Origin of the sequence: Tautonia sp. JC769 (assembly GCF_040717455.1) — a bacterium.
GTDB lineage: Bacteria > Planctomycetota > Planctomycetia > Isosphaerales > Isosphaeraceae > Tautonia.
Genome location: NZ_JBFEFH010000029.1, coordinates 18,532 through 36,535, shown reverse-complemented (window position 1 = coordinate 36,535; position 18,004 = coordinate 18,532). Strand labels below are relative to the sequence as shown.

General features: G+C 69.9%; 12 protein-coding genes. 8 read left to right on the top strand and 4 right to left on the bottom strand.

Annotation, left to right across the window (positions count from 1 at the left end; genetic code table 11):
* Positions 1–87 precede the first annotated feature (87 nt).
* The gene (locus AB1L88_RS22515; RefSeq protein WP_367098942.1) at positions 88–711 is read right to left on the bottom strand and encodes a hypothetical protein; all 624 of its coding nucleotides are present in this window, start codon (positions 709–711) and stop codon (positions 88–90) included.
* A gap of 226 nt (positions 712–937) precedes the next feature.
* Here AB1L88_RS22515 and AB1L88_RS22510 point away from each other — a divergent pair, with 226 nt between their 5' ends.
* From AB1L88_RS22510 to AB1L88_RS22490, 5 genes are all read left to right on the top strand, one after another.
* Positions 938–1,507 carry an aminodeoxychorismate/anthranilate synthase component II gene (locus AB1L88_RS22510; protein ID WP_367098976.1) on the top strand — a complete coding sequence of 190 codons (570 nt, stop codon included), beginning with the start codon at positions 938–940 and terminating at the stop codon, positions 1,505–1,507.
* Positions 1,508–1,520: 13 nt separating this feature from the next.
* Positions 1,521–1,838: a hypothetical protein gene (locus AB1L88_RS22505; RefSeq protein ID WP_367098941.1), complete on the top strand. Its 318-nt coding sequence runs from the start codon at positions 1,521–1,523 to the stop codon at positions 1,836–1,838.
* Between the two features lie 9 nt (positions 1,839–1,847).
* The gene (locus AB1L88_RS22500) at positions 1,848–2,402 is read left to right on the top strand and encodes a hypothetical protein (protein ID WP_367098940.1); all 555 of its coding nucleotides are present in this window, start codon (positions 1,848–1,850) and stop codon (positions 2,400–2,402) included.
* Between the two features lie 95 nt (positions 2,403–2,497).
* Positions 2,498–3,724: a gephyrin-like molybdotransferase Glp gene (gene glp / locus AB1L88_RS22495; protein WP_367098939.1), complete on the top strand. Its 1,227-nt coding sequence runs from the start codon at positions 2,498–2,500 to the stop codon at positions 3,722–3,724.
* A 224-nt stretch (positions 3,725–3,948) separates the two neighbouring features.
* Positions 3,949–4,476, top strand: a complete 528-nt coding sequence (locus AB1L88_RS22490; RefSeq protein ID WP_367098938.1) for a hypothetical protein — start codon at positions 3,949–3,951, stop codon at positions 4,474–4,476.
* A gap of 392 nt (positions 4,477–4,868) precedes the next feature.
* Here the strand turns inward: AB1L88_RS22490 and AB1L88_RS22485 are convergent, their stop codons facing one another.
* On the bottom strand, positions 4,869–8,588 hold the full coding sequence (locus tag AB1L88_RS22485) for a PVC-type heme-binding CxxCH protein (RefSeq protein WP_367098937.1): 3,720 nt from the start codon (positions 8,586–8,588) through the stop codon (positions 4,869–4,871).
* A 297-nt stretch (positions 8,589–8,885) separates the two neighbouring features.
* Between AB1L88_RS22485 and AB1L88_RS22480 the strand changes: the two genes are divergently transcribed.
* Together AB1L88_RS22480 and AB1L88_RS22475 are read left to right on the top strand one after the other, a co-directional pair.
* The gene (locus AB1L88_RS22480) at positions 8,886–9,086 is read left to right on the top strand and encodes a DNA-binding protein (protein ID WP_367098936.1); all 201 of its coding nucleotides are present in this window, start codon (positions 8,886–8,888) and stop codon (positions 9,084–9,086) included.
* A gap of 3 nt (positions 9,087–9,089) precedes the next feature.
* A complete protein-coding gene (locus AB1L88_RS22475) occupies positions 9,090–9,491 on the top strand; it encodes a type II toxin-antitoxin system death-on-curing family toxin (protein ID WP_367098935.1) in 402 nt (133 codons plus the stop codon).
* Between the two features lie 6 nt (positions 9,492–9,497).
* Here AB1L88_RS22475 and AB1L88_RS22470 read toward each other — a convergent pair whose 3' ends face one another.
* Both AB1L88_RS22470 and AB1L88_RS22465 read right to left on the bottom strand, forming a co-directional pair.
* Positions 9,498–11,171 (bottom strand): formylmethanofuran dehydrogenase subunit A, encoded by a 1,674-nt coding sequence (locus tag AB1L88_RS22470; protein WP_367098934.1) that lies wholly within the window; start codon positions 11,169–11,171, stop codon positions 9,498–9,500.
* Positions 11,172–11,209: 38 nt separating this feature from the next.
* Positions 11,210–13,579: a serine/threonine-protein kinase gene (locus tag AB1L88_RS22465; protein WP_367098933.1), complete on the bottom strand. Its 2,370-nt coding sequence runs from the start codon at positions 13,577–13,579 to the stop codon at positions 11,210–11,212.
* Between the two features lie 1,308 nt (positions 13,580–14,887).
* Between AB1L88_RS22465 and AB1L88_RS22460 the strand changes: the two genes are divergently transcribed.
* Complete coding sequence (locus tag AB1L88_RS22460) at positions 14,888–18,004, top strand: PVC-type heme-binding CxxCH protein (protein ID WP_367098932.1); 3,117 nt, start codon at positions 14,888–14,890, stop codon at positions 18,002–18,004.

Below are 18,004 nucleotides of genomic sequence, written 5' to 3'. Positions count from 1 at the left end.
GACGTTTCGAGCGCGGGCGTCCCCCCGACACTCGTGCCGGAGGGGCTTCACCCCTCGCCCCGAGGCATTCCCCGTCCGAACCCCGCGTCAATTGCGGATCATGCTGTCGATCCGGCTGGAGTTGCTCGGCGGGGCCTGGACCTCTCCGGAGAAGTTGGGGACCTGGGCCGGGGAAACCTCCCGGGTCAGGTCGCTGTAGGGGCTGACGGGGGTGGCGGCCGATCCGCTCGGGGCGCCGCCGGCGGCGTGCATCCCGCCCATGCCGGAATAGGGGAGATACCGCTGGCCTCGGGTGACGAACGGGTTGTAGTAGTTCGGCAGGAACATGGTCTCGGGCGGGACGGCCATGTAGCGCCGGAAGTAATAGGCGGTGGTGCGGTCTTCCCGGATCGGCAGGGTGATGCCCGGATCGTACCAGCCGTAGCCGTCGGGCGAGTCGTTCGGGAATCCCCAGCCGTCGCCGGGCCCGGGGTTCGGCAGGATGAAGCCGCCCGATCCCCCGTGGGCGTGGTGATGTCCGTCTCCGTAACCATGCCCGAGCCCGTGTCCCTCATAAGCAACCGCCGGGGCTCCTGGCCCATGGGCCGGCACGCGCATGCCGTGGACCGGGTGGGCGGGGATCGGCGGCGGGGTCAGGGTGTGGCCTTGCCCCGCGATCGGGTGGCCTCCGAACACGGTCAGACCCAGGGCAATCGTCAGGCCGGCGAGCATCGGGACTCCCTCCTGGTTTGAGATGGTGCTCGGGCGGTCGGTGGGAAGTCCTCCGGACCCCGACGACGCCCCGTTCCCGTTCATCGGGAATCATCGGCCGCCCGGCCCGATCCGACCCTCCCGATCCCCCCGACTGCCCCGCGATCGCTTCCGGTTGTGCCGGTTGCCGGATATGATGCAGGAGGACGCCCTGACACCCGACCGCCAGCCCTCCGGCAGAACCGGCATGATCGCCCTGATCGACAACTACGACTCGTTCACGTACAACCTCGTCCAGCGCCTCGGCGAGATCGACCCGACGCTCGACCTCTGGGTCGTGCGCAACGACCAGACGACCCCCGAGGAGATCGCCTCGAGGGCGCCGACGCACGTCATCATCTCCCCCGGCCCCTGCTCGCCGAACGAGGCGGGGATCTCGATGGCCGTGGTCGAGCAATTCGCGGGCAAGGTGCCGTTACTCGGGGTCTGCCTCGGGCACCAGTGCATCGGCCAGGTCTTCGGCGGCTCGATCGTCCGGGCCGACCGGATCATGCACGGCAAGACCTCCCTCATCTACCACGATGGCCAGGGGGTCTACCGCGGCCTGCCGAACCCGTTCGAGGCCACCCGCTACCACAGCCTGATCCTCAAGGCCGGCACCGTCCCGCCCGACTTCGAGGTCGTCGCCCGGACCGATCACGACGAGATCATGGGCATCCGCCACAAGACCTGGCCGCTCGAAGGGGTCCAGTACCACCCCGAGAGCTTCCTGACCGGCGCCGGCACCGACTTGTTGCGGAACTTCATCGGTCGCTGAGGCCCTCCGCCCGATGCCAGGCACGCCGCCGCAACCCCTCATCCACGAGGCGATCCTGGGTCCGGGCGGATCCGTCATCCGGGGGGAGGTCATGACGCAGTTCCAGGCCGAAGCGATCCGAACGCGGGGCAGGGATGTCGTGGTCTGCGGCCCCGACCTTGCGGCGAACCGATCGCTCGCCCGTACCATCGAAATCAACGCCAACGGCACCGCCAAGCGATGCCCTCCCCATGCCACCGCGGGGCCCCAGGCACTTCCTCATTACCAGCCCGACCCGAGGCCACCGGCCGGTCACACCTTCTACGAAACGCCCCATCGGAAGGCGACCTGAGGCCCGCTCATGATGTACTTCACGCCCGACCTCTACCGTCGATTCAACTCACCGGACGAGGCAATCGCCGACCAGGCCGACGAGGATTGGGAAGCCGCGCTCCGCGCCTACCGCGACTCACTTGCGCCGCACCTCGACGCCATGAATCCTCGAATCCGAGCCCTCGCCGAGGGGCGTCAGGGGCTCTGCTTCCACGATGCCGAACTCCTCTCGATCCAGGAAGAAGCCCCAATCTCTCTCCCCTCCGCCTCTCCACTTCCCCCCGTGGCGCTGGTCTCACTCGCCGATGAGGGCTCCATTGCCGAACTCGTCTATTTCCTCTGGGCCCCCATCGAGCAGACCTCACCCCCGGACGATTGGCCCTTCGCAGCCTCCCGAACACACTGGCTCTATGATGAGATCCAAGTCTCCGCCGGGCGTTCCCCTTCCGACGCACCCCACTACCGTCATGAAATCCTCCTGAGCGACGGGCGGATCGTCTCCATCTCGTTTTTCGACATGTTAATCCATCGTTCCTCGCTCCGGAACCGGGAGCCGGTGGTGATCTCCGGGCGAAGGGCCTGACTCCTCTCCAATCACCTCCCGATCCGGCCCCCGCACGACGTACCTTTGATTCATTTCCGAGTAAACACCCTTTCATTCGCCAGAGATTGCTCCTCATGCTCTCCGTCGCCGAAGCCCTCCGCGCCGTGCTCGATCACGCCCAGCCCCTCCCCCCGCGCCGGGTGCCCCTGGCCGACGCCCTCGGCGGGGTCCTGGCCGAAGCGGTGACGGCCGACCGGGATTTGCCGCCCTTCGACAAGGCCCTGCTCGACGGCTTCGCCGTCCGATCGGCCGACCTGGAGGGGGACGGGCCGTTCGACCTGGAGGTGATCGAGGAGATCACCGCGGGCCGGGTGCCGAGAAAAACGATCGGCCCCGGCCAGTGCTCGGCGATCATGACCGGCGCCCCCATGCCCGACGGGGCCGACGCCGTCGTGATGGTCGAGGACAGCACGCGGGCCGGCGACCGCGTGACCCTCTCCCCCCGCAAGCCGGTGGCGCCGAACTCGGGCCGCCTGACCAAAGGCCGGGAAATGCGGGAGGGGGAGACGCTGCTCGGCCCCGGCGATGAACTCAACCCGGTCCGGCTCGGCCTGCTGGCCTCGGTCGGCTGGGCCACCCCGCAGGTCGTGCCGCGGCCGGCCGTCGCCATCGTCTCGACCGGCGACGAGATCGTGCCGCCCGACCAGGCGCCCGGCCCCGGCCAGATTCGCAACAGCAACGCCACCATGCTCGACGCCCTGGTGCGGGCCTCGAACGCCGAGAGCGTCGTGGCTCCCATCGCGCCGGACGAACCGGACCGGCTGCGAGAGATCCTGGCCGAAGGACTGACGCGCGATGTCATGCTCATCACCGGGGGCGTCTCGGCCGGGAAGCTCGACCTGGTCCCGGGCACCCTGGAGGCGCTCGGCGTGACGGCCGTCTTCCACAAGATCCGGCTCAAGCCGGGCAAGCCCCTGCTCTTCGGCATCGGCCCGAATCGCCCGGACGGCACGCCCGGGACGCTCGTCTTCGGCCTGCCGGGCAACCCGGTCAGCGGCGTCGTGGGCTTCCTGCTCTTCGTCGCCCCGGCCTTGCGGGCCTTGCGAGGGCTGGAGCCGGGCCCGGCCGCGACGATCACCGCCCGCCTGGCCAGGCCGTTCAGTCACCGGGGCGACCGGCCGACCTACTTCCCGGCGCGATTGGGCGAAGGGCTGGTCGTCGACCCCTTGAACTGGGCCGGCTCGGCCGACCTGCGGACCGTGGCGATGGCCGACGGCTTCGCCGCCTTCGAGGCCGGCGACCGCGACCACGACGCCGACACCCCCGTCCCCTTCCTCCCCCTGCCCCGGATCGACCCGTGACGGGCCTCGGCCCGGCACCCGGGGAATCGGCATCGGCCGAAACGATCCTGACGCGCCGAAGTATCGACCGGATCGATGGATCAAAATCTCCGGGATTTTCGTTGCAACGACTCCGGGGTTTGACGTAGGATTCAACTGATGGTGATGGCCGAAGACAGCCGAGGATCGGCTGCCTCCGGGTCTGATGACCCCGTTTCCCGCCTCCAGGCGGGGAGGAGGCTGCCATGTTCATCTTTGCCACGCGACGCCTGGACGAGTACCTGATTTCCGTCTTGCTGGCGTTGGGGATCGTCGCCCTGCTCGCCGGGACCGCCCGGGCCGATTACCGGATCGAAAACCAGACCGACAGCACCCTGCGGGTGGCGGTCTTCGAGCCCGAGATGATGGGCCGCATCGACGGCTCCGGCTGGCAAGTGGTCGCGCCCCGGGCCTCGGTGATGGTGTCGGCCTGCTCGCAGCCGGTCATCGGCCTGCTGGTGCAGGACACCCGAACCGGGGCGGTCCTGGTCCCTCCCGGGGCGATGGGGAGTAATCCCAGACCCGTCTTCCGGGAGGATCCGTTCACCGTGGCCGAGGGGGTCGAGCCGATGGGCCTGATCCGCCTGACCTGGGGCATGCCCCCGGACGTCCGACTGATTCCAAAGGACTGGACCGAGGCCGACCTGCCCGCGGGCTGGTTCCGCGCCGAGGTCCCCATCGTGCCGAGCGACGGCACCTTCGAAGTGCTCCCCGTCGCCGCCGCATCGCCCTGAGACTGGGCCGCAGAGTAAGGCGGCCATCGGTCGGGAGGGACGGAACCTCCCCGCATTGCAACTCGGCCACGGATCGGCGGGGAAGCAAACGCAAGACCCCGCCCGGCTCGTCCTTCGAGACGCGCCGGGCGGGGTTCCTCGTTCCGGCAGGTTTGCACCAAACACTCAATCCTGCCGGTCGTTTTGCCTACATATGTCATTCCAAATTGCCCGCAGCCCCCTCACCCGGCCTTCGGCCACCCTCTCCCCCGCACGCGGGGGCGAGGGTTGAATCTGCCACCCTCTCCCCGCCCGCGGGGAGAGGGCCGGGGTGAGGGGGCTTGGTCCAGGGCGCGACGCTCCGCGTCCTTTACCATCGGCGCCTGGTACAACGCAGGAGGCCATGCCCCCGCTCAGCGGCTCGACACCTTGCGGCCCTCGACGGCGCGGAACTCCAGGGCGGCGTCGGCCACGAAGGTGGCGACGATCCCGGGATCGGTCGCGCCGCCGGGGAGGCGGAGGATCAGGTCGTGCGCCCCTCGGGCCAGATCGACCGCGACGGAGCGGGTCGGGTCGTCTCCCGAGGGATCGGGCAGTTCCAGCGGTCGGCCGTCGAGCCAGGCCCGCAGGCCGGCCGCGGGTGACTCGATGACGAGGGTGGCCGACAGGTCGGCCGGGGAGACGACCGGGGCATGCAGATAGATCGCCTGGTTCGGGTCGGCCGTGGCGAGGGCCGACAGATCAATCCGCCCCTCGGCGTCGGCCCGCAGGCGTCGCCACGATTGCGAGCGGCCGTCGGCCCCCCGGACCGGCAACGAGGTGTCGATCGCCCGCGTCGGATCCACCGTCGGCTCGGCATCGACCTCGGCCAAGGGGCCGACCGCCTGGAACTCGCCGACGATGCTCACCGGCTGCCGGAGCGTTTCGAGGAAGGCGAGCAGGTCCACGATCTGCTCGTCGGTCATCTGCTGCGCCAGCCCTTCGGGCATCAGGGAGACGTCGCTGACGAGCTTCTCCTCCACGTCGGCCGGGTCGATTTCGAGCCGCTGCCCCTCCGCCGTCTTCAACACGATGCGGTCGGCGGATTCCTCCACGGGCAGGCCGGTCACAATCCGACCATCGGCCAACGCCAGCACATAGCTGCGATAGTTGTAACCGATCGCCGCGCTCGGGCTGATGATCGAGGTCAAGAGCGCATCCTTGCCGTACTTCGTGCCGATCGTCGACAGGTCGGGGCCGACCCATTGCCCCCTCCCTTGCACGCGGTGGCAACTGGAGCACTGCGTCTGCCCGGCCGAAGCGAAGACCTCCCGGCCGCGCCCGGGGTCGCCCGCCTGCGCAAGCAACTGTTCCAGCGGCGGCAATTCCCGACCGCCGCCGATCCCGGCCAATGGCAGGACCTCGGCGGCCCGGCGGCGGACGCCGTAGTAATCGGGGTGGGCATTGAGCAACATCGTCGCCTCCGACTTCAGGTCGTCGGGCAAGTTCCCCTGCTCGGCGAGCCCGAGGAGGCTGCGGGCCGTCTCCGACTGCATGGTCGCGGCCCGGAGGGCTTCACGACGCAGGCCGAGCGGGTAGTCCTTGTTGGCCACGATCGTCACCATCTGCTCGCGATCCATCCCCAGCTCGGGAAGGGTCCGCAAGGCCGCCTCGGCCACCGGGTCGGACGACCCCGACTGCCGCGACCGCTCGATCATCGCCTCCAGGATCGGCCGCGCCCCCGACGCCCTGAGCCGCCCGAGCGCCTCGACCGCCGCGATCCGCACCGGCGGCGGGCCGTCGTCCTGCTTGACGAAGGTCATCATCGTCTCGGCATACGACGAATCGCCGGTCGCCGCCGCGGCGGCGATCCCCTCGGCCCGCGATTCGGGCAATTCCAATGCGGCCCCGATCACCTCACGCACCCGAGGATCATTGGCAGCCGCTCGCCAGTCACCCGCCAATCGCCGGGCCAGGGTGGCGAGGATCTGCCGTTCCCGGATCGGATCATCCAGGTCGAACACCAGGTTCGCCAGGGCCACCGCGCCGCTCGGGTCCTTCACCTGGGCGAGCACGTCGTCGGCCGCCTGCTGCAAATCGGGCGAGGCCAGCCGGGGCATCAAGCGGGCGAGCAGCGGCAAGACCTCGGGCGAGTGCACCTGCCACATCAGGCCGAGCGTCTTGCTCAGCGCATTGGCCGGCGGCATCGCGTCGCTGGCGGCCAGGAACGCCTCATTCCGATCGACCGGGAAATACGGCGGCAGGGCCGCGGCCGTGGTCGCGCCGGTCTGGTCGAGGTTCAGATCCCCATACAGCGACCCATCGAAGAGTGACGCCAGATAACTCGATTCCCGATCCCACAACGCCAGGCCCAGCGCCTCCAGATACCAGCGGTCGCGGCCGTCCCACGACGCCGCCAGCTCGCGGAGTGCGTCTCCCACCCGGTCGGTCGGCAAATACCGGAAGGCGAGGATCAGCTCGCGCCGCACCCCCGCGTCGGGATCGATCGCCAGCGGGAGCAACGCATCCAGATGGGCCATCGCCGCCGGGGCCGGAGGCTCGGCAGCATCACCGACATATTCAATCGTCCCCCCTCGGCTGACATCGCGGCCGAGGATCCGGACCCCTTGCTCTCGGATCTGCGGGTCGCCGTCCGTCAGCGCGAGCAGGGCGGCCTCGTCCCCCTGGATCGCGTGCAGGGTCCAGAGCGCCCGGGCGCGGTGGATCGGCTCGTCCGACCGGAACAGGGCGTTCAGCGCCTCGACCGCATCGCTTCCCCGCGCGATCAACCCCCGCCGCGCCGCGTCCTGCGTGGCGACGACGGGCGACTTCAGGGCCTCGATCAACCCCTCGACCGAGCCGAAGTCATAGGTCGGCCGCTCGGGATCGGCCCCCTTCGGCACCACCCGGTAAATGCGTCCGGTCGTCTGATCGCTGAAGGCGTGCCCGCCGACCCCGGCGTCGTACCAGTCGGCCACGAACAGCGCGCCGTCGGGCGCGGCGGTCATGTCGACGGGCCGGAACCAGGGGTCATCCGAGGACATGAGCACCTCGTACTCGGTCCGGAAGGCGGCCCCCTCGCGGGTCAGGGGGAAGTGGTTGATCTGACGGGTGCCGGCGTCGGCCTCGAAGATCGCGCCGAAGTACGGCTCGCCCAGCAGCCGCCCCTCGTAGACGGTGATCCCGCACGGGCTGCCGTTGCCGGTGCCGACGAGCTTCGGCACGTTGCCGGGCACCTCCTCGCCCCAGTGCCGCGGGCTGCCGGGGGTCCGATAGCCGTAGGTCCCGCCGTCCATGATCCAGAGGACGCGCGAGCCGCGCTGGCCGTCGTCGTCGTTGTCGGAGACGAAGATATTGCCGAAGGCGTTCAGGCTCGCCTCGTAGTTGTTCCGCTGGCGGTCGGCGATCACCTCGAACTGCGTGCCGTCCCGGTTCACGCGGAGCGTGGTGGCCAGTTGATCGGTCGAGACGCGACGGCCGGATTCATCCGTCACGTCGAAGTTCTCGGTCTTCGCCTCGCCGTCGGGCTGGACCGAGCAGCAGCCGTCGCCGTGCGTGAAGTAGAGCTTGCCGTCGAGGCCGAGGACCATCCCATGCACGCCGTGGTCGCTGTCGATGCCGCCGAAGCCGGTCAGAAGCGGATAGCGCACGTCGGCCTTGTCGTCGCCGTCGGTGTCTTCCAAGACGAGCAGGTTCGGGCTGTTGCCGACATAAACACGGCATCCTGCGTAGTTGCCTTGCTCGTCGTAGCGTTCTTCCACGGCGATCCCCATGGGCACCGGGAAGATCGCATCGGCGAAGACCGTGACCTTATCGGCCTTGCCGTCGCCATCGGTGTCCTCGAGGATCTTGATCGCATCGGCGTCGTCGATCCGCTCGAACTTCGGGTTGCGGGTCGGGCGGTAGTTCAGCCCCTCCGTCACCCAGACCCGCCCCCGCGAATCGACGTCGATGGTCGTCGGGTTCACGACCATCGGCTCGGCGGCCCAGAGCGTCGCCTCGAGGCCCTCGGCCAGCTTCACCTGCGCGGCGGATTCCTCCGGCCCGACCTGGGCCACGGCCCTCGGGGCGACCGGCAGGGCGAGTCCCCCCGCGATCACGGCCGCCGCGGCGGCCATCCCGATGCGGTGCGATCCAAGGCGCTCGTGCGACATCAGCGGCTCCTGGCGATGTTCGTCTCGTCGTGGGCTCGCGCCGACCCGATTCGGGCGGATGAGATCGGTACAGGTCGGTTCAGGTCGGCGTCAAGGCTCGATTGACCCCCGTCATCGAGCGGCGTCGGGCCGCCCTTGCGGCCCATTCTCGCCCGATCGCCCGGCCGTGTCCAGGGAACAGGCCGGGCGGGATTCAGGTCCCGGGGCTCGCGTCACTGGACAACGTTTCTAGAATAGGAAGCCTGTGGCGCCGGTTCGAGCAAGCCAGCGAGTTGAGTTGGCCGAGAGGAGTAAGAGATGTCGACAATCACCATCACCCTTCCCGAGGAATCAGCGCGACGCTTGAACGATCGGGCCAGAGACGCGGGCACGACCCCCGAAGCACTGCTGCAGGCGGGGATCGAGGAATGGCTCTCTCGGCCTCGGGGCGATTTCGCCGAAGTGGCCGAATTCATCCTGAACAAGAATGCCGAACTCTACCGACGACTGGCGCAATAATCGATGCGAAACCTGAGCTTGGAAGAGGTCATCGCGCTGCACCGAATGCTCATCGCCCAGTCCGGCGGATCCGACGGCCTGCGTGATCCCAAGACGCTCGATTCCGCGGTCTCCCAACCCCGGATGACCTTCGGGGGAGAGGATCTCTATCCGACCCTGATCGAGAAAGCCGCCGCGCTCGGCTTCTCGCTGGTCATGAATCACGCCTTCATCGACGGCAACAAGCGGATCGGCCACGCCGCCATGGAAGTCTTCCTTGCGCTCAATGGCTCCGAAATCTCGGCATCGACCGATGAACAGGAGCGGGTGATTCTCGACCTCGCGGCCGGTCTCCTCAAGCGCGAAGCCTTCACCGAATGGCTCCGCACCCACACCGTCGCCCGGGGGAATCGAGGGGACGGGTGAGCCCGCTTACCGACCTCCGCTCGGCACCACCTCCGCCGTCGGCAGCTCGTCCGGCCTGAGCGCATAGTTGGCGAACTGGACCGAATACGATTGCTCGAACCAATCGCGAATCCCGGGCAAGCGGCCGGGGTCGAACTCGGGGGAGAGGACGAACGTCCGGCCCTTCGTCTCGGCGACGACGATGCCGTCGTCCACCACCAGTTCCCCCCCCTTGAAGACCCATCGCGGCCGCTCGAACATGGCGCGGCGGTCGGAGCCGGGCGAATAGATGGCGATATCAGCATCGGCCCCGGGGCCGAGGTGCCCCTTACTCGCGTCGAGGCCGAGCATCCGCGCCGGCGCGGCCCGGGTCAGGATGGCGATCTCGAACAACGAATACTCGCGATCCAGCTCGTGGATCACCGATCGCTCCCGAAGCCCCTTCGGCATCGAGGCCAGCGCCTCGGTCCGGAACGCGCGATCCATCAAGAGATAAATCATCTCCGGATAGCGATAGAAGGCCCCGCCGTTCGGGTGGTCGCTGGTCAGGGCGATCCGCCAGGGGTCTTCCATCAGCAAGTACCACTCCAATGCGATCGCCCACTGCACCGCCGTGATCAGGTTCTTCTCGGGCAAGTACTCGATCGGGATGACGCCGCAACTGCTCTCCTGCTCCAGGTCGGCGTTGAGCCACTTCCCCCCCAGTTGCCGATGCAACCGGTCCCCCGCGCGGGGGTCGCCGGTCAAAATCATCGCCGGACCGGGGCTCACGTGGCCGACGTCGACGGTGATCTCACTGTGCCGCCGGACGTATTCGAGCAGCTTCGGCACGGCCGAGGCGAAGCTCCTCGGGTCGCTCGGGTCGCCGTCGTAACTGTGAAACTGGATGTGGGCGAAGTGCCCCCGGTGGCCGTCGATCGCCTCCATCGTCGCCCGGGTCGTCCGCCAGTTGCCGGGCACTCCCAGGTTGTTGCAGTGGATGTGCACCGGGTGCGGCAACCCCAGCCGATCGGCCGCGCCGGCCAGCGCCTGCACCACCTGCCGAGGCGACGCGCCGAACCCGGTCACGTCCTCGTCCAGGTCTCGCATCCCTTTCCGGCTCACATGCTTGTAATCTTCCACGTCGCCGGGATTGACGACCTTGATCGCGTACCCCTTGCTCGCGTCGAGCGCCCAGGCGCAATAGGCGTCGAGCGCCTCCAGGTCGCCCGAGGCCGCGCAGTCGAGCACCCGGTGTGCGTTGCCGAGCAGGGTATAGAACCCGTTGTCGAGGATCGGCGTGTCGCGCAGCTCGTCGTGCGCCGCCCTGGCGTGCAAGGGGGGGATGGCCGCGTCCATCGCCGTCGTGTAGCCGATCCCGGCGAACAGGTGCCCGGTCGCGGCCGTCGTCGGCGCCCGGCCCACCAGCCCCGACCGGGTCCGATCGGTCCGGGGCAGGGCACGCCCCTCGCGGAAGGCGTCCGGGGTCATCAGCCGCCCCGCGTTCACCTTCGGCCCGGCGACATGACAATGCATGTCGATCCCGCCCGGCATCACCACATATCCCGAGACGTCGATCGTCCTGCCCCGGTACGCCCCCGGGTCCTCCGGCGGCGGCACGATCCGGCCGTCGGCGACCCAGAGGTCCCCGACGACGCCGTCCACGTCGTGGATCGGGTCGTAAATCGTCCCCCCGGCGATGCGGAGCGTGGGAGTGGGCATGGTCAGGACAATCGGGCTCGCGTGCGGTGGTCGATCGGTCACTTCCTGCCCGACGACCAGAAGCTCTTCACGAGCGCCCTGTCCGGCCGGTCGGGGGCCTCCATGTTGAGCTTCAACAGCTCGCTGTTCAAGTCGGCGGGGTCGGGGTGGTTCGATTGCTGGTTGACGGGGGCGTTCCAGAGGATGTAACGCGGGCTGCCCCGCTGGTCGAGGTGGCTGATCACCATACTCTTGTTCGGATAGTGCCAGACCGCGAGGATCGGCCTGGCCTTCGAGCCGCCCCCGGCGAACGAGGGCACGAGCATCTCGATCTGCTTGTTCGGCATCCCCTGGATCGCCACCGTCCCCGCCTTGTTCGCCCGCACCGAGGGGACCACCGCCAGCCGATACGGGCCGACGGCGACGACCCGGTGCCCCTGCGTGCCCGACCGGTTCTTCAGGGCGTTCAGCGCCTCCAGCCGCAGCTCGCGCAGCTCTCCCAGGGTGAAGCATTCGGGGTCGGGATCGACCAGCGGGACGAACTCCCGCGACGACGGCCCCTCGCCCGCGAACTCCCGCAACGAGGCCCGGCTCACGGTCAGGCTCGACACCGGCTCCGGCTCCGAGGCCGTTTCCTCGTCGTCGTCGAGCACCGCCTCCAGGTACTCCGGGTCCGGCTCGAACTGCCCGAGCGAGTCGTCCAGGTCGTCCACGTCATCGACGGGCACCGATGTCTCGATCGCCCGATCCATCATCCGGCCCGGGGCCGGGGCCACGGGCACGACCCGGCTGGCGGCGTCCCAGAACCCCTCGGCCTTCGACCGCAAGCGACGCTGCCAGAGGGCCCGCTCGATCAGCGGGTGGACCACCTCCGGCCAGAGCCGCTCGCTGGCCGGGTCGGCGGCGGCCCGCAGGGTCGCGTAGCGGAGGATCGCGCGGCGGAACTCGGGCCGGGTCCGCCAGGCGTCGGTCAGGCGGTTCCAGCGATCGACCAGGTCGTCATCCACCTCGCTCACCCTGGGCGCCAGCTTCTTCAGGTCGTCGAGTCCCTGCGGCATCATCCCGGGGTTCAGCAGCCCGTTCGCGTCGGTCAGGTGGTCCTGGGCGTGTCGGCTGGCCTCCTGCAAGAGCTGGCGGATCTTGCGGAACCGCTTGCGGCGGGCGGCGTCGGCCCGGCCTTGCAGATATTTGATGACGACGATCGGGCTGAGCAACGGCCGGATCTCGGGCCGCTCGTCGAGCAGCCGCGCGGCCCGGGCGATGTCCTCCTTCGTCACCTTGCCCAGGCCCATCAGCCAGGCCATCGCCAGCATCAGCCGGGCGCGGTCGGCGTTCCTCGGGTCGAGCGGCCTCATCAGGAAGATCCCGCGCCTCCGGGAGCCGCCCAGCAGGTACGCCAGATAATGCCCGCTCAGATACCGCTCCTCGGCCGACAGGACGATCGGCACCCGCTCCACCTCGGCGATCATCCGCTCGGCGTCCTGCCGAAGCCTGAGCGACCGTCGCATCGCGGCCGACGCCGCCCCGGCCGCCGGAGTCGGCGCGGCGACCTCGACCGTCTCCGCCCCGGCATCGGCCCGGCCTCCGGCCTCGGCATCGGCCTCCGCCCCGACCTCGGCCCCGGCTCGCCAGCGGTCCCCCTCGATCAGGTGGCGGATCGCCGCGGCCACCTCAAGCCCGGTGGCCGGCCGGTCGGCCGGGGCCTTGGCCAGCAGTCGGAGGATCAGGGCGCGGAACGCCTCCGAGATCTCGGGGTTCACCGCCCGGGGGTCGGGCGGCTCGGCGTTGACGTGCTGGGCCATCACCGCCATCGGGTTCCCCCGGAAGGGGGGCTCCCCGGTCGCGCCTTCGTAGAGCAAGACGCCGAGCGAGTACAGGTCGGACCTCGGGTCGAGCTTGCGGCCTCGCGCCTGCTCGGGGCTCATGTAGTGCGGGGTCCCGCGGGCGACCCCCGTCTCCTGCTCCTGCTCCATCAGGACCGACAGGCCGAAGTCGGAGAGCTTCGGCCGGTCGGCCCGGGTCAGCAGGATGTTGCCCGGCTTCAGGTCGCGGTGGATGATCCCCTGGTGGTGCGCGTAGTCGAGCGCCTCGGCCACCGAGGCGAGGATGGCCAGCCGCCCCGGGATCGGCAGGTCCCGCCAGCGCTGGTGGTAGCTCGGCCCGTCCACCTCCTCCATGATGAAGTAGGTGATGCCGTCTTCCTGGTCGAAGTCATAGAGGCGGACGATGCCGTCGTGCTGCAACCGGGCGAGGATGCGGGCCTCAAGCCCAAGCTGTTCATGAACTTCCGGCCCGCCCAGCTCCCGGAGGATCTTGATGGCAACGGGGCGCTGGAGCGTCAGGTCGAGGGCGTGGAAGACCGCCCCCATCCCCCCTCGACCCAGCTCGCGATCGACCGAGAACCGTCGCTTCAGCGTCGTGCCGATCACCTTGGGCACTCCTCGCGCGACCGGGCCAGACCAGACCGCGCTGATCCCACCACCCGTTCATCTCCAGGCCAATCATCTTACGGGGCCCCCGCCCCTGTCACAATGGACAGGCCCGCTCCCCGGCGTCGCCCACCGTCGGGCCATCGCCCCCGCCCCCCTCGGCCGTCGCCGCCCCTCGCCCGGCCCCCCTTCCCCTCGGTGATTTTCGCCGCCCGCCGACGATTCTTGTGACTGCCCCTGCCGTTTTTCCCGATGGTTTCAAGGGACGAACCCCTCGGTCGGCCTCGTGATGGACCTCTCCTGTCCCTCGTTCGCCGCGTCCCCCTCGTTCGAACGATTCGCCCCGTTTGCGCGTCGCGGCCCCCGTTCAGCGCACCGTGCCCAAACTCCCTGTCACCCTCGCCTCCCTTTGGGGGAGCGGATGGCCGCCAGGCCGGGTGAGGGGGTGCCCGGCGCGATCGAACCACGACGGCCCCCCCGCCGGCCAGGCTCGGACGGCTCGAACCGATCGAGCACCCCGGACGAAGCCTTGCCGCCAGATTGCCCGGGAGCGTCTCGAACCGCCCCCGATGAAACGGCCAATGCCCTCCGCCCCAATCGTCCTCCTGCTCTTTGACAACTCGACCTCCCCTCCCCCATCGCGGTCGCGATCGTTCCGTTCCACCGGCACGCCGACCGACCGACCAATTTCCCGAAACGAACGAACGATTCCACCACAACCCTTTTCCCCTCAATCGGTTTCAACTTCGCCCCGAAGCGCACCGCATCGTATTCCGACCGCGCACCGCCGCGCACAAAGGAGTCCCAGGTCGTCGCGGGCCATCGGCTGCTCCCCGCGTTTGGGCGTTCCGCGCCGACTGCTTCCCGAAACGAATCGGCAATTTTGACGCAACCTTCTCTCCCACAGTAGGTTTTGTCGCGACCACCTCGCGCACCGAGGCGCATCGAGGCCGCGCACCAAGGGCGCATCGAGGCGTCCCCCAATCGCACCGCCCCCCTGTCCTCCCCCGTGCCGGCCGATTCCCGAAACGAATGGGAGCGCCCACCCGAATCCGATGGACTGCAAGGGAGTTGCGTCAACCCTCCCGGGCGCACCGAGGCGCACTAGAGTCGCGCACCGCGGGCGCACCGCCTGCCCTGATTTTGCCGAAACGCGGCGGTTGTCCGGCGCGATTGATCCGGGCAGAATGGGGCGATCGAGCCGGGCCGCTTCCCCCGACGCTGCCCTGGCCCTGCTCCCCGCCCACCCAACCGATCGAACGATAGACCGACCTTCGCCCTTCGGAACCGACCAGGGGACCACCCGCCATGAGATCCTCGCCCCTCCTGCTCCTTGCCGCAGCCCTTCCGCTTTCGTTCCTCGCGCCGACGCTCCGGGCCGACGAGGTCGCCGAGCTGGGGGACCACCGCTTCACGATCCCCGACGGCTTCACGGTCGAGGTCGCCGCCGGGCCTCCCCTGGTCGACCGGCCGATCACCGCCGCCTTCGACGAACAAGGGCGGCTGTACGTCGCCGAGTCGTCCGGCTCGAACGACCCGGTCCAGGTCCAGCTCGAACAGAAGCCGCACCGCATCCTCCGCCTGGAAGACGCCGACGGCGACGGCACCTTCGACCGCCGGACCGTCTTCGCCGACCGCATGATGTTCCCCGAAGGGACGATGTGGCTCGACGGGTCGCTCTACGTGTCCGCCCCGCCGCACATCTGGAAGCTGACCGACACGACCGGCGACGGCGTGGCCGACCGGCGCGAGGTCTGGCTCGACGCCAAGACCCTGACCGGCTGCGCCAACGACCTGCACGGCCCCTACCTCGGGCCCGACGGCTGGGTCTACTGGGCCAAGGGGGCCTTCGCCGAGCAGACGTATGACCGCGACGACGCCCCGGCCTTCGTCACCCGGGCCGCGCACCTCTTCCGCTGGCGGGCCGACCGCTCGGGGCCGATCGAGCCGGTCATGACCGGCGGCATGGACAATCCCGTCGACGTCGTCTTCACCCCCGGCGGCGAGCGGATCTTCACCACCACCTTCTTCCAGTACCCCGCCGGCGGCAACCGCGACGGCCTGATCCACGCCCTCTACGGCGGCGTCTACGGCAAGGAGCACAACGTCCTCGAAGGCCACCCCCGCACCCGGCCCGGCGTCTTGCCCGTGCTCACGCACCTCGGCCCCGCCGCCCCGGCCGGCCTGGAACGCCTGCGAGGCGACGGCCTGGGCGACGACTACCAAGACAACCTGCTCGCCTGCCAGTTCAACCTCCGCGCCGTCAGCCGACACCGGCTCGTGCCCGACGGCGGCTCGTTCACCACGACCGACGGCATCCTGATCCAGTCCGACAACTCCGACTTCCACCCGACCGACGTGCTTGAAGACGCCGATGGCTCGGTCCTCGTGGTCGACACCGGCGGCTGGTACAAGCTCTGCTGCCCGACCTCGCAACTGCACAAGCCCGACGTGCTGGGGGCCATCTATCGCATCCGCAAAACGGGGGCGCAATCGCCCGATGATCCGAGGGGCCTGTCGATCGCCTGGGACGACGCCACGGCCGACGACCTCTCCCCCTTGCTCTCCGACCCCCGCCCGATGGTCCGGGAACGGGCCGTCGAGGCGCTGGGCCGCCTCGGGGCCTCGGCCGTGCCCGCCCTGCTCGCCGTCGTGCAAGACTCCGAAGATCCCGATGCCCGCCTCAACGCCGTCTGGGCCAGCAGCCGGATCGACGACGAGGCGGCCCGCGAGGTCGCCCGGATCGCCCTGAAGGACGCCGACGAGACGGTCGTCCAGGCCGCCCTGCACGTCATCAGCGTCCGCCGCGATGCCGGGGCCCTCGACCGCGTGGTCAACCTCCTGCACACCGGCCCCCCCCAGAATCGCCGGGCCGCCGCCGAGGCCGCCGGACGCATCGGCGACCCTTCAACTGTCCCCTTCCTGCTCCAGGCCATGGCCGACGTGCCCGCCGCCCCGCACTGGGCCGTGCAGCACTCGATCATCGCCGCCCTGATCGAGCTGAACGCCCCCGAGGCCACCCGGTTCGGCCTTTCCGCCCCGCACGACACGGTGATCCGGGCCGCCCTGATCGCGCTCGACCAGATGCCCGGCGACCACCTGGACGCGGACGACGTGGCCCCCCTGCTCTCCTCCGACGACCCCGACCTGCGCGAGGCCGCCGCCTGGATCGCCAGCCGGAAGCCCGAGTGGGGGGCCGACCTCGCCCAGCACTTCGAGCGGCAGCTCCGCGGCACGACCGACGACGACGATCAGAACGCCCTCGTCGATCAGCTCGCCGCCCTCGCCTCGTCTCCCGAGATCCAGCGGGTGATCGCCGCCTCGCTCGACGACCCGAACGCCCCCGGAGCCACCCGGCAGGCCGCCCTGGCCGCGATGGCCCGGGCGACGCTTGACCCGGCCCCCCCGACCTGGGTCGCGGCCGTGGCCGAGGCGATCGACTCCGACACCCTCCGCCCGATGGCCGTCGCGGCCGCCCGGTCGCTGAGGGTCAAGGGGGACGAGGCCGAGGCCCTCCGCGTCCCCTTGCTCCGGATCGCCCGGGACGCCGACGCCGAGCCGACCGCCCGGCTCGACGCCCTCTCGGCCCTGCCGGGCGGCGTCGGGCGGCTGGATGACGACCTGTTCGCCTTCCTGCTCGACCGCCTCGACCCCGACTCCGCCGCCGCCGAGCAGACCCGGGCGGCCGACCTGCTGGTGGCCTCGGACCTGGGCGATGAGCGCCTGCTGATTCTCGCCGATCGGATCGCCGAGGCCGGGCCGCTGTCCGTCCCCCGCCTGCTGCCGGCCTTCGACGGGCAGGACGACGAGGCGCTGGGGCTCCGCCTGGTGGCCGCGATCGACGCCTCGCCGAGCCGGGGGAGCCTCGCCCCGGGCGACGTCCGCACCCTGCTCGACCGCTTCGGCCCGACCGTGGCCGCACGGGCCTCGACCCTGCTGGCCGCCCTCGACGCCGACGCCGCCGAGAAGCTCGCCCGGATCGAGACCCTGCTCCCCCTGGTCGAGCGAGGGGACGTCTACCGCGGCCAGGCCGTCTTCAACAGCGAGAAGGCCGCCTGCCGGACCTGCCACGCGATGGGATACGTCGGCGGCAAGGTCGGCCCCGACCTGAGCCGGATCGGCGGCATCCGGACCGAGCGCGACCTGCTCGAGGCCATCGCCTACCCCAGCGCCAGCTTCGTCCGCAGCTACGAGACGATCGTCGTCGCCACGGTCGACGGCCAGGTCCTCAGCGGCCTGATCGGCGACGAGGGGCCGGACCACATCACCCTCGTCCTCAACGCCGACGAGTCCGTCCGCGTCGCCCGCGACGCGATCGAGGAGATGCAGCCCGGCACCACCTCCATCATGCCTGCCGGCCTCGACGAGCAGCTCACCCCGCAGGAACTGGCCGATCTGGTCAAGTTCCTCAGGGCGAGCAAGTAA

What these genes read in the sequence shown, in the direction of transcription:
- AB1L88_RS22515 (WP_367098942.1), bottom strand. Translation starts at nt 711, where the DNA reads ATGCTCGCCGGCCTGACGATTGCCCTGGGTCTGACCGTGTTCGGAGGC.
- AB1L88_RS22510 (WP_367098976.1), top strand. Translation starts at nt 938, where the DNA reads ATGATCGCCCTGATCGACAACTACGACTCGTTCACGTACAACCTCGTC.
- AB1L88_RS22505 (WP_367098941.1), top strand. Translation starts at nt 1,521, where the DNA reads ATGCCAGGCACGCCGCCGCAACCCCTCATCCACGAGGCGATCCTGGGT.
- AB1L88_RS22500 (WP_367098940.1), top strand. Translation starts at nt 1,848, where the DNA reads ATGATGTACTTCACGCCCGACCTCTACCGTCGATTCAACTCACCGGAC.
- glp (WP_367098939.1), top strand. Translation starts at nt 2,498, where the DNA reads ATGCTCTCCGTCGCCGAAGCCCTCCGCGCCGTGCTCGATCACGCCCAG.
- AB1L88_RS22490 (WP_367098938.1), top strand. Translation starts at nt 3,949, where the DNA reads ATGTTCATCTTTGCCACGCGACGCCTGGACGAGTACCTGATTTCCGTC.
- AB1L88_RS22485 (WP_367098937.1), bottom strand. Translation starts at nt 8,588, where the DNA reads ATGTCGCACGAGCGCCTTGGATCGCACCGCATCGGGATGGCCGCCGCG.
- AB1L88_RS22480 (WP_367098936.1), top strand. Translation starts at nt 8,886, where the DNA reads ATGTCGACAATCACCATCACCCTTCCCGAGGAATCAGCGCGACGCTTG.
- AB1L88_RS22475 (WP_367098935.1), top strand. Translation starts at nt 9,090, where the DNA reads ATGCGAAACCTGAGCTTGGAAGAGGTCATCGCGCTGCACCGAATGCTC.
- AB1L88_RS22470 (WP_367098934.1), bottom strand. Translation starts at nt 11,171, where the DNA reads ATGCCCACTCCCACGCTCCGCATCGCCGGGGGGACGATTTACGACCCG.
- AB1L88_RS22460 (WP_367098932.1), top strand. Translation starts at nt 14,888, where the DNA reads ATGAGATCCTCGCCCCTCCTGCTCCTTGCCGCAGCCCTTCCGCTTTCG.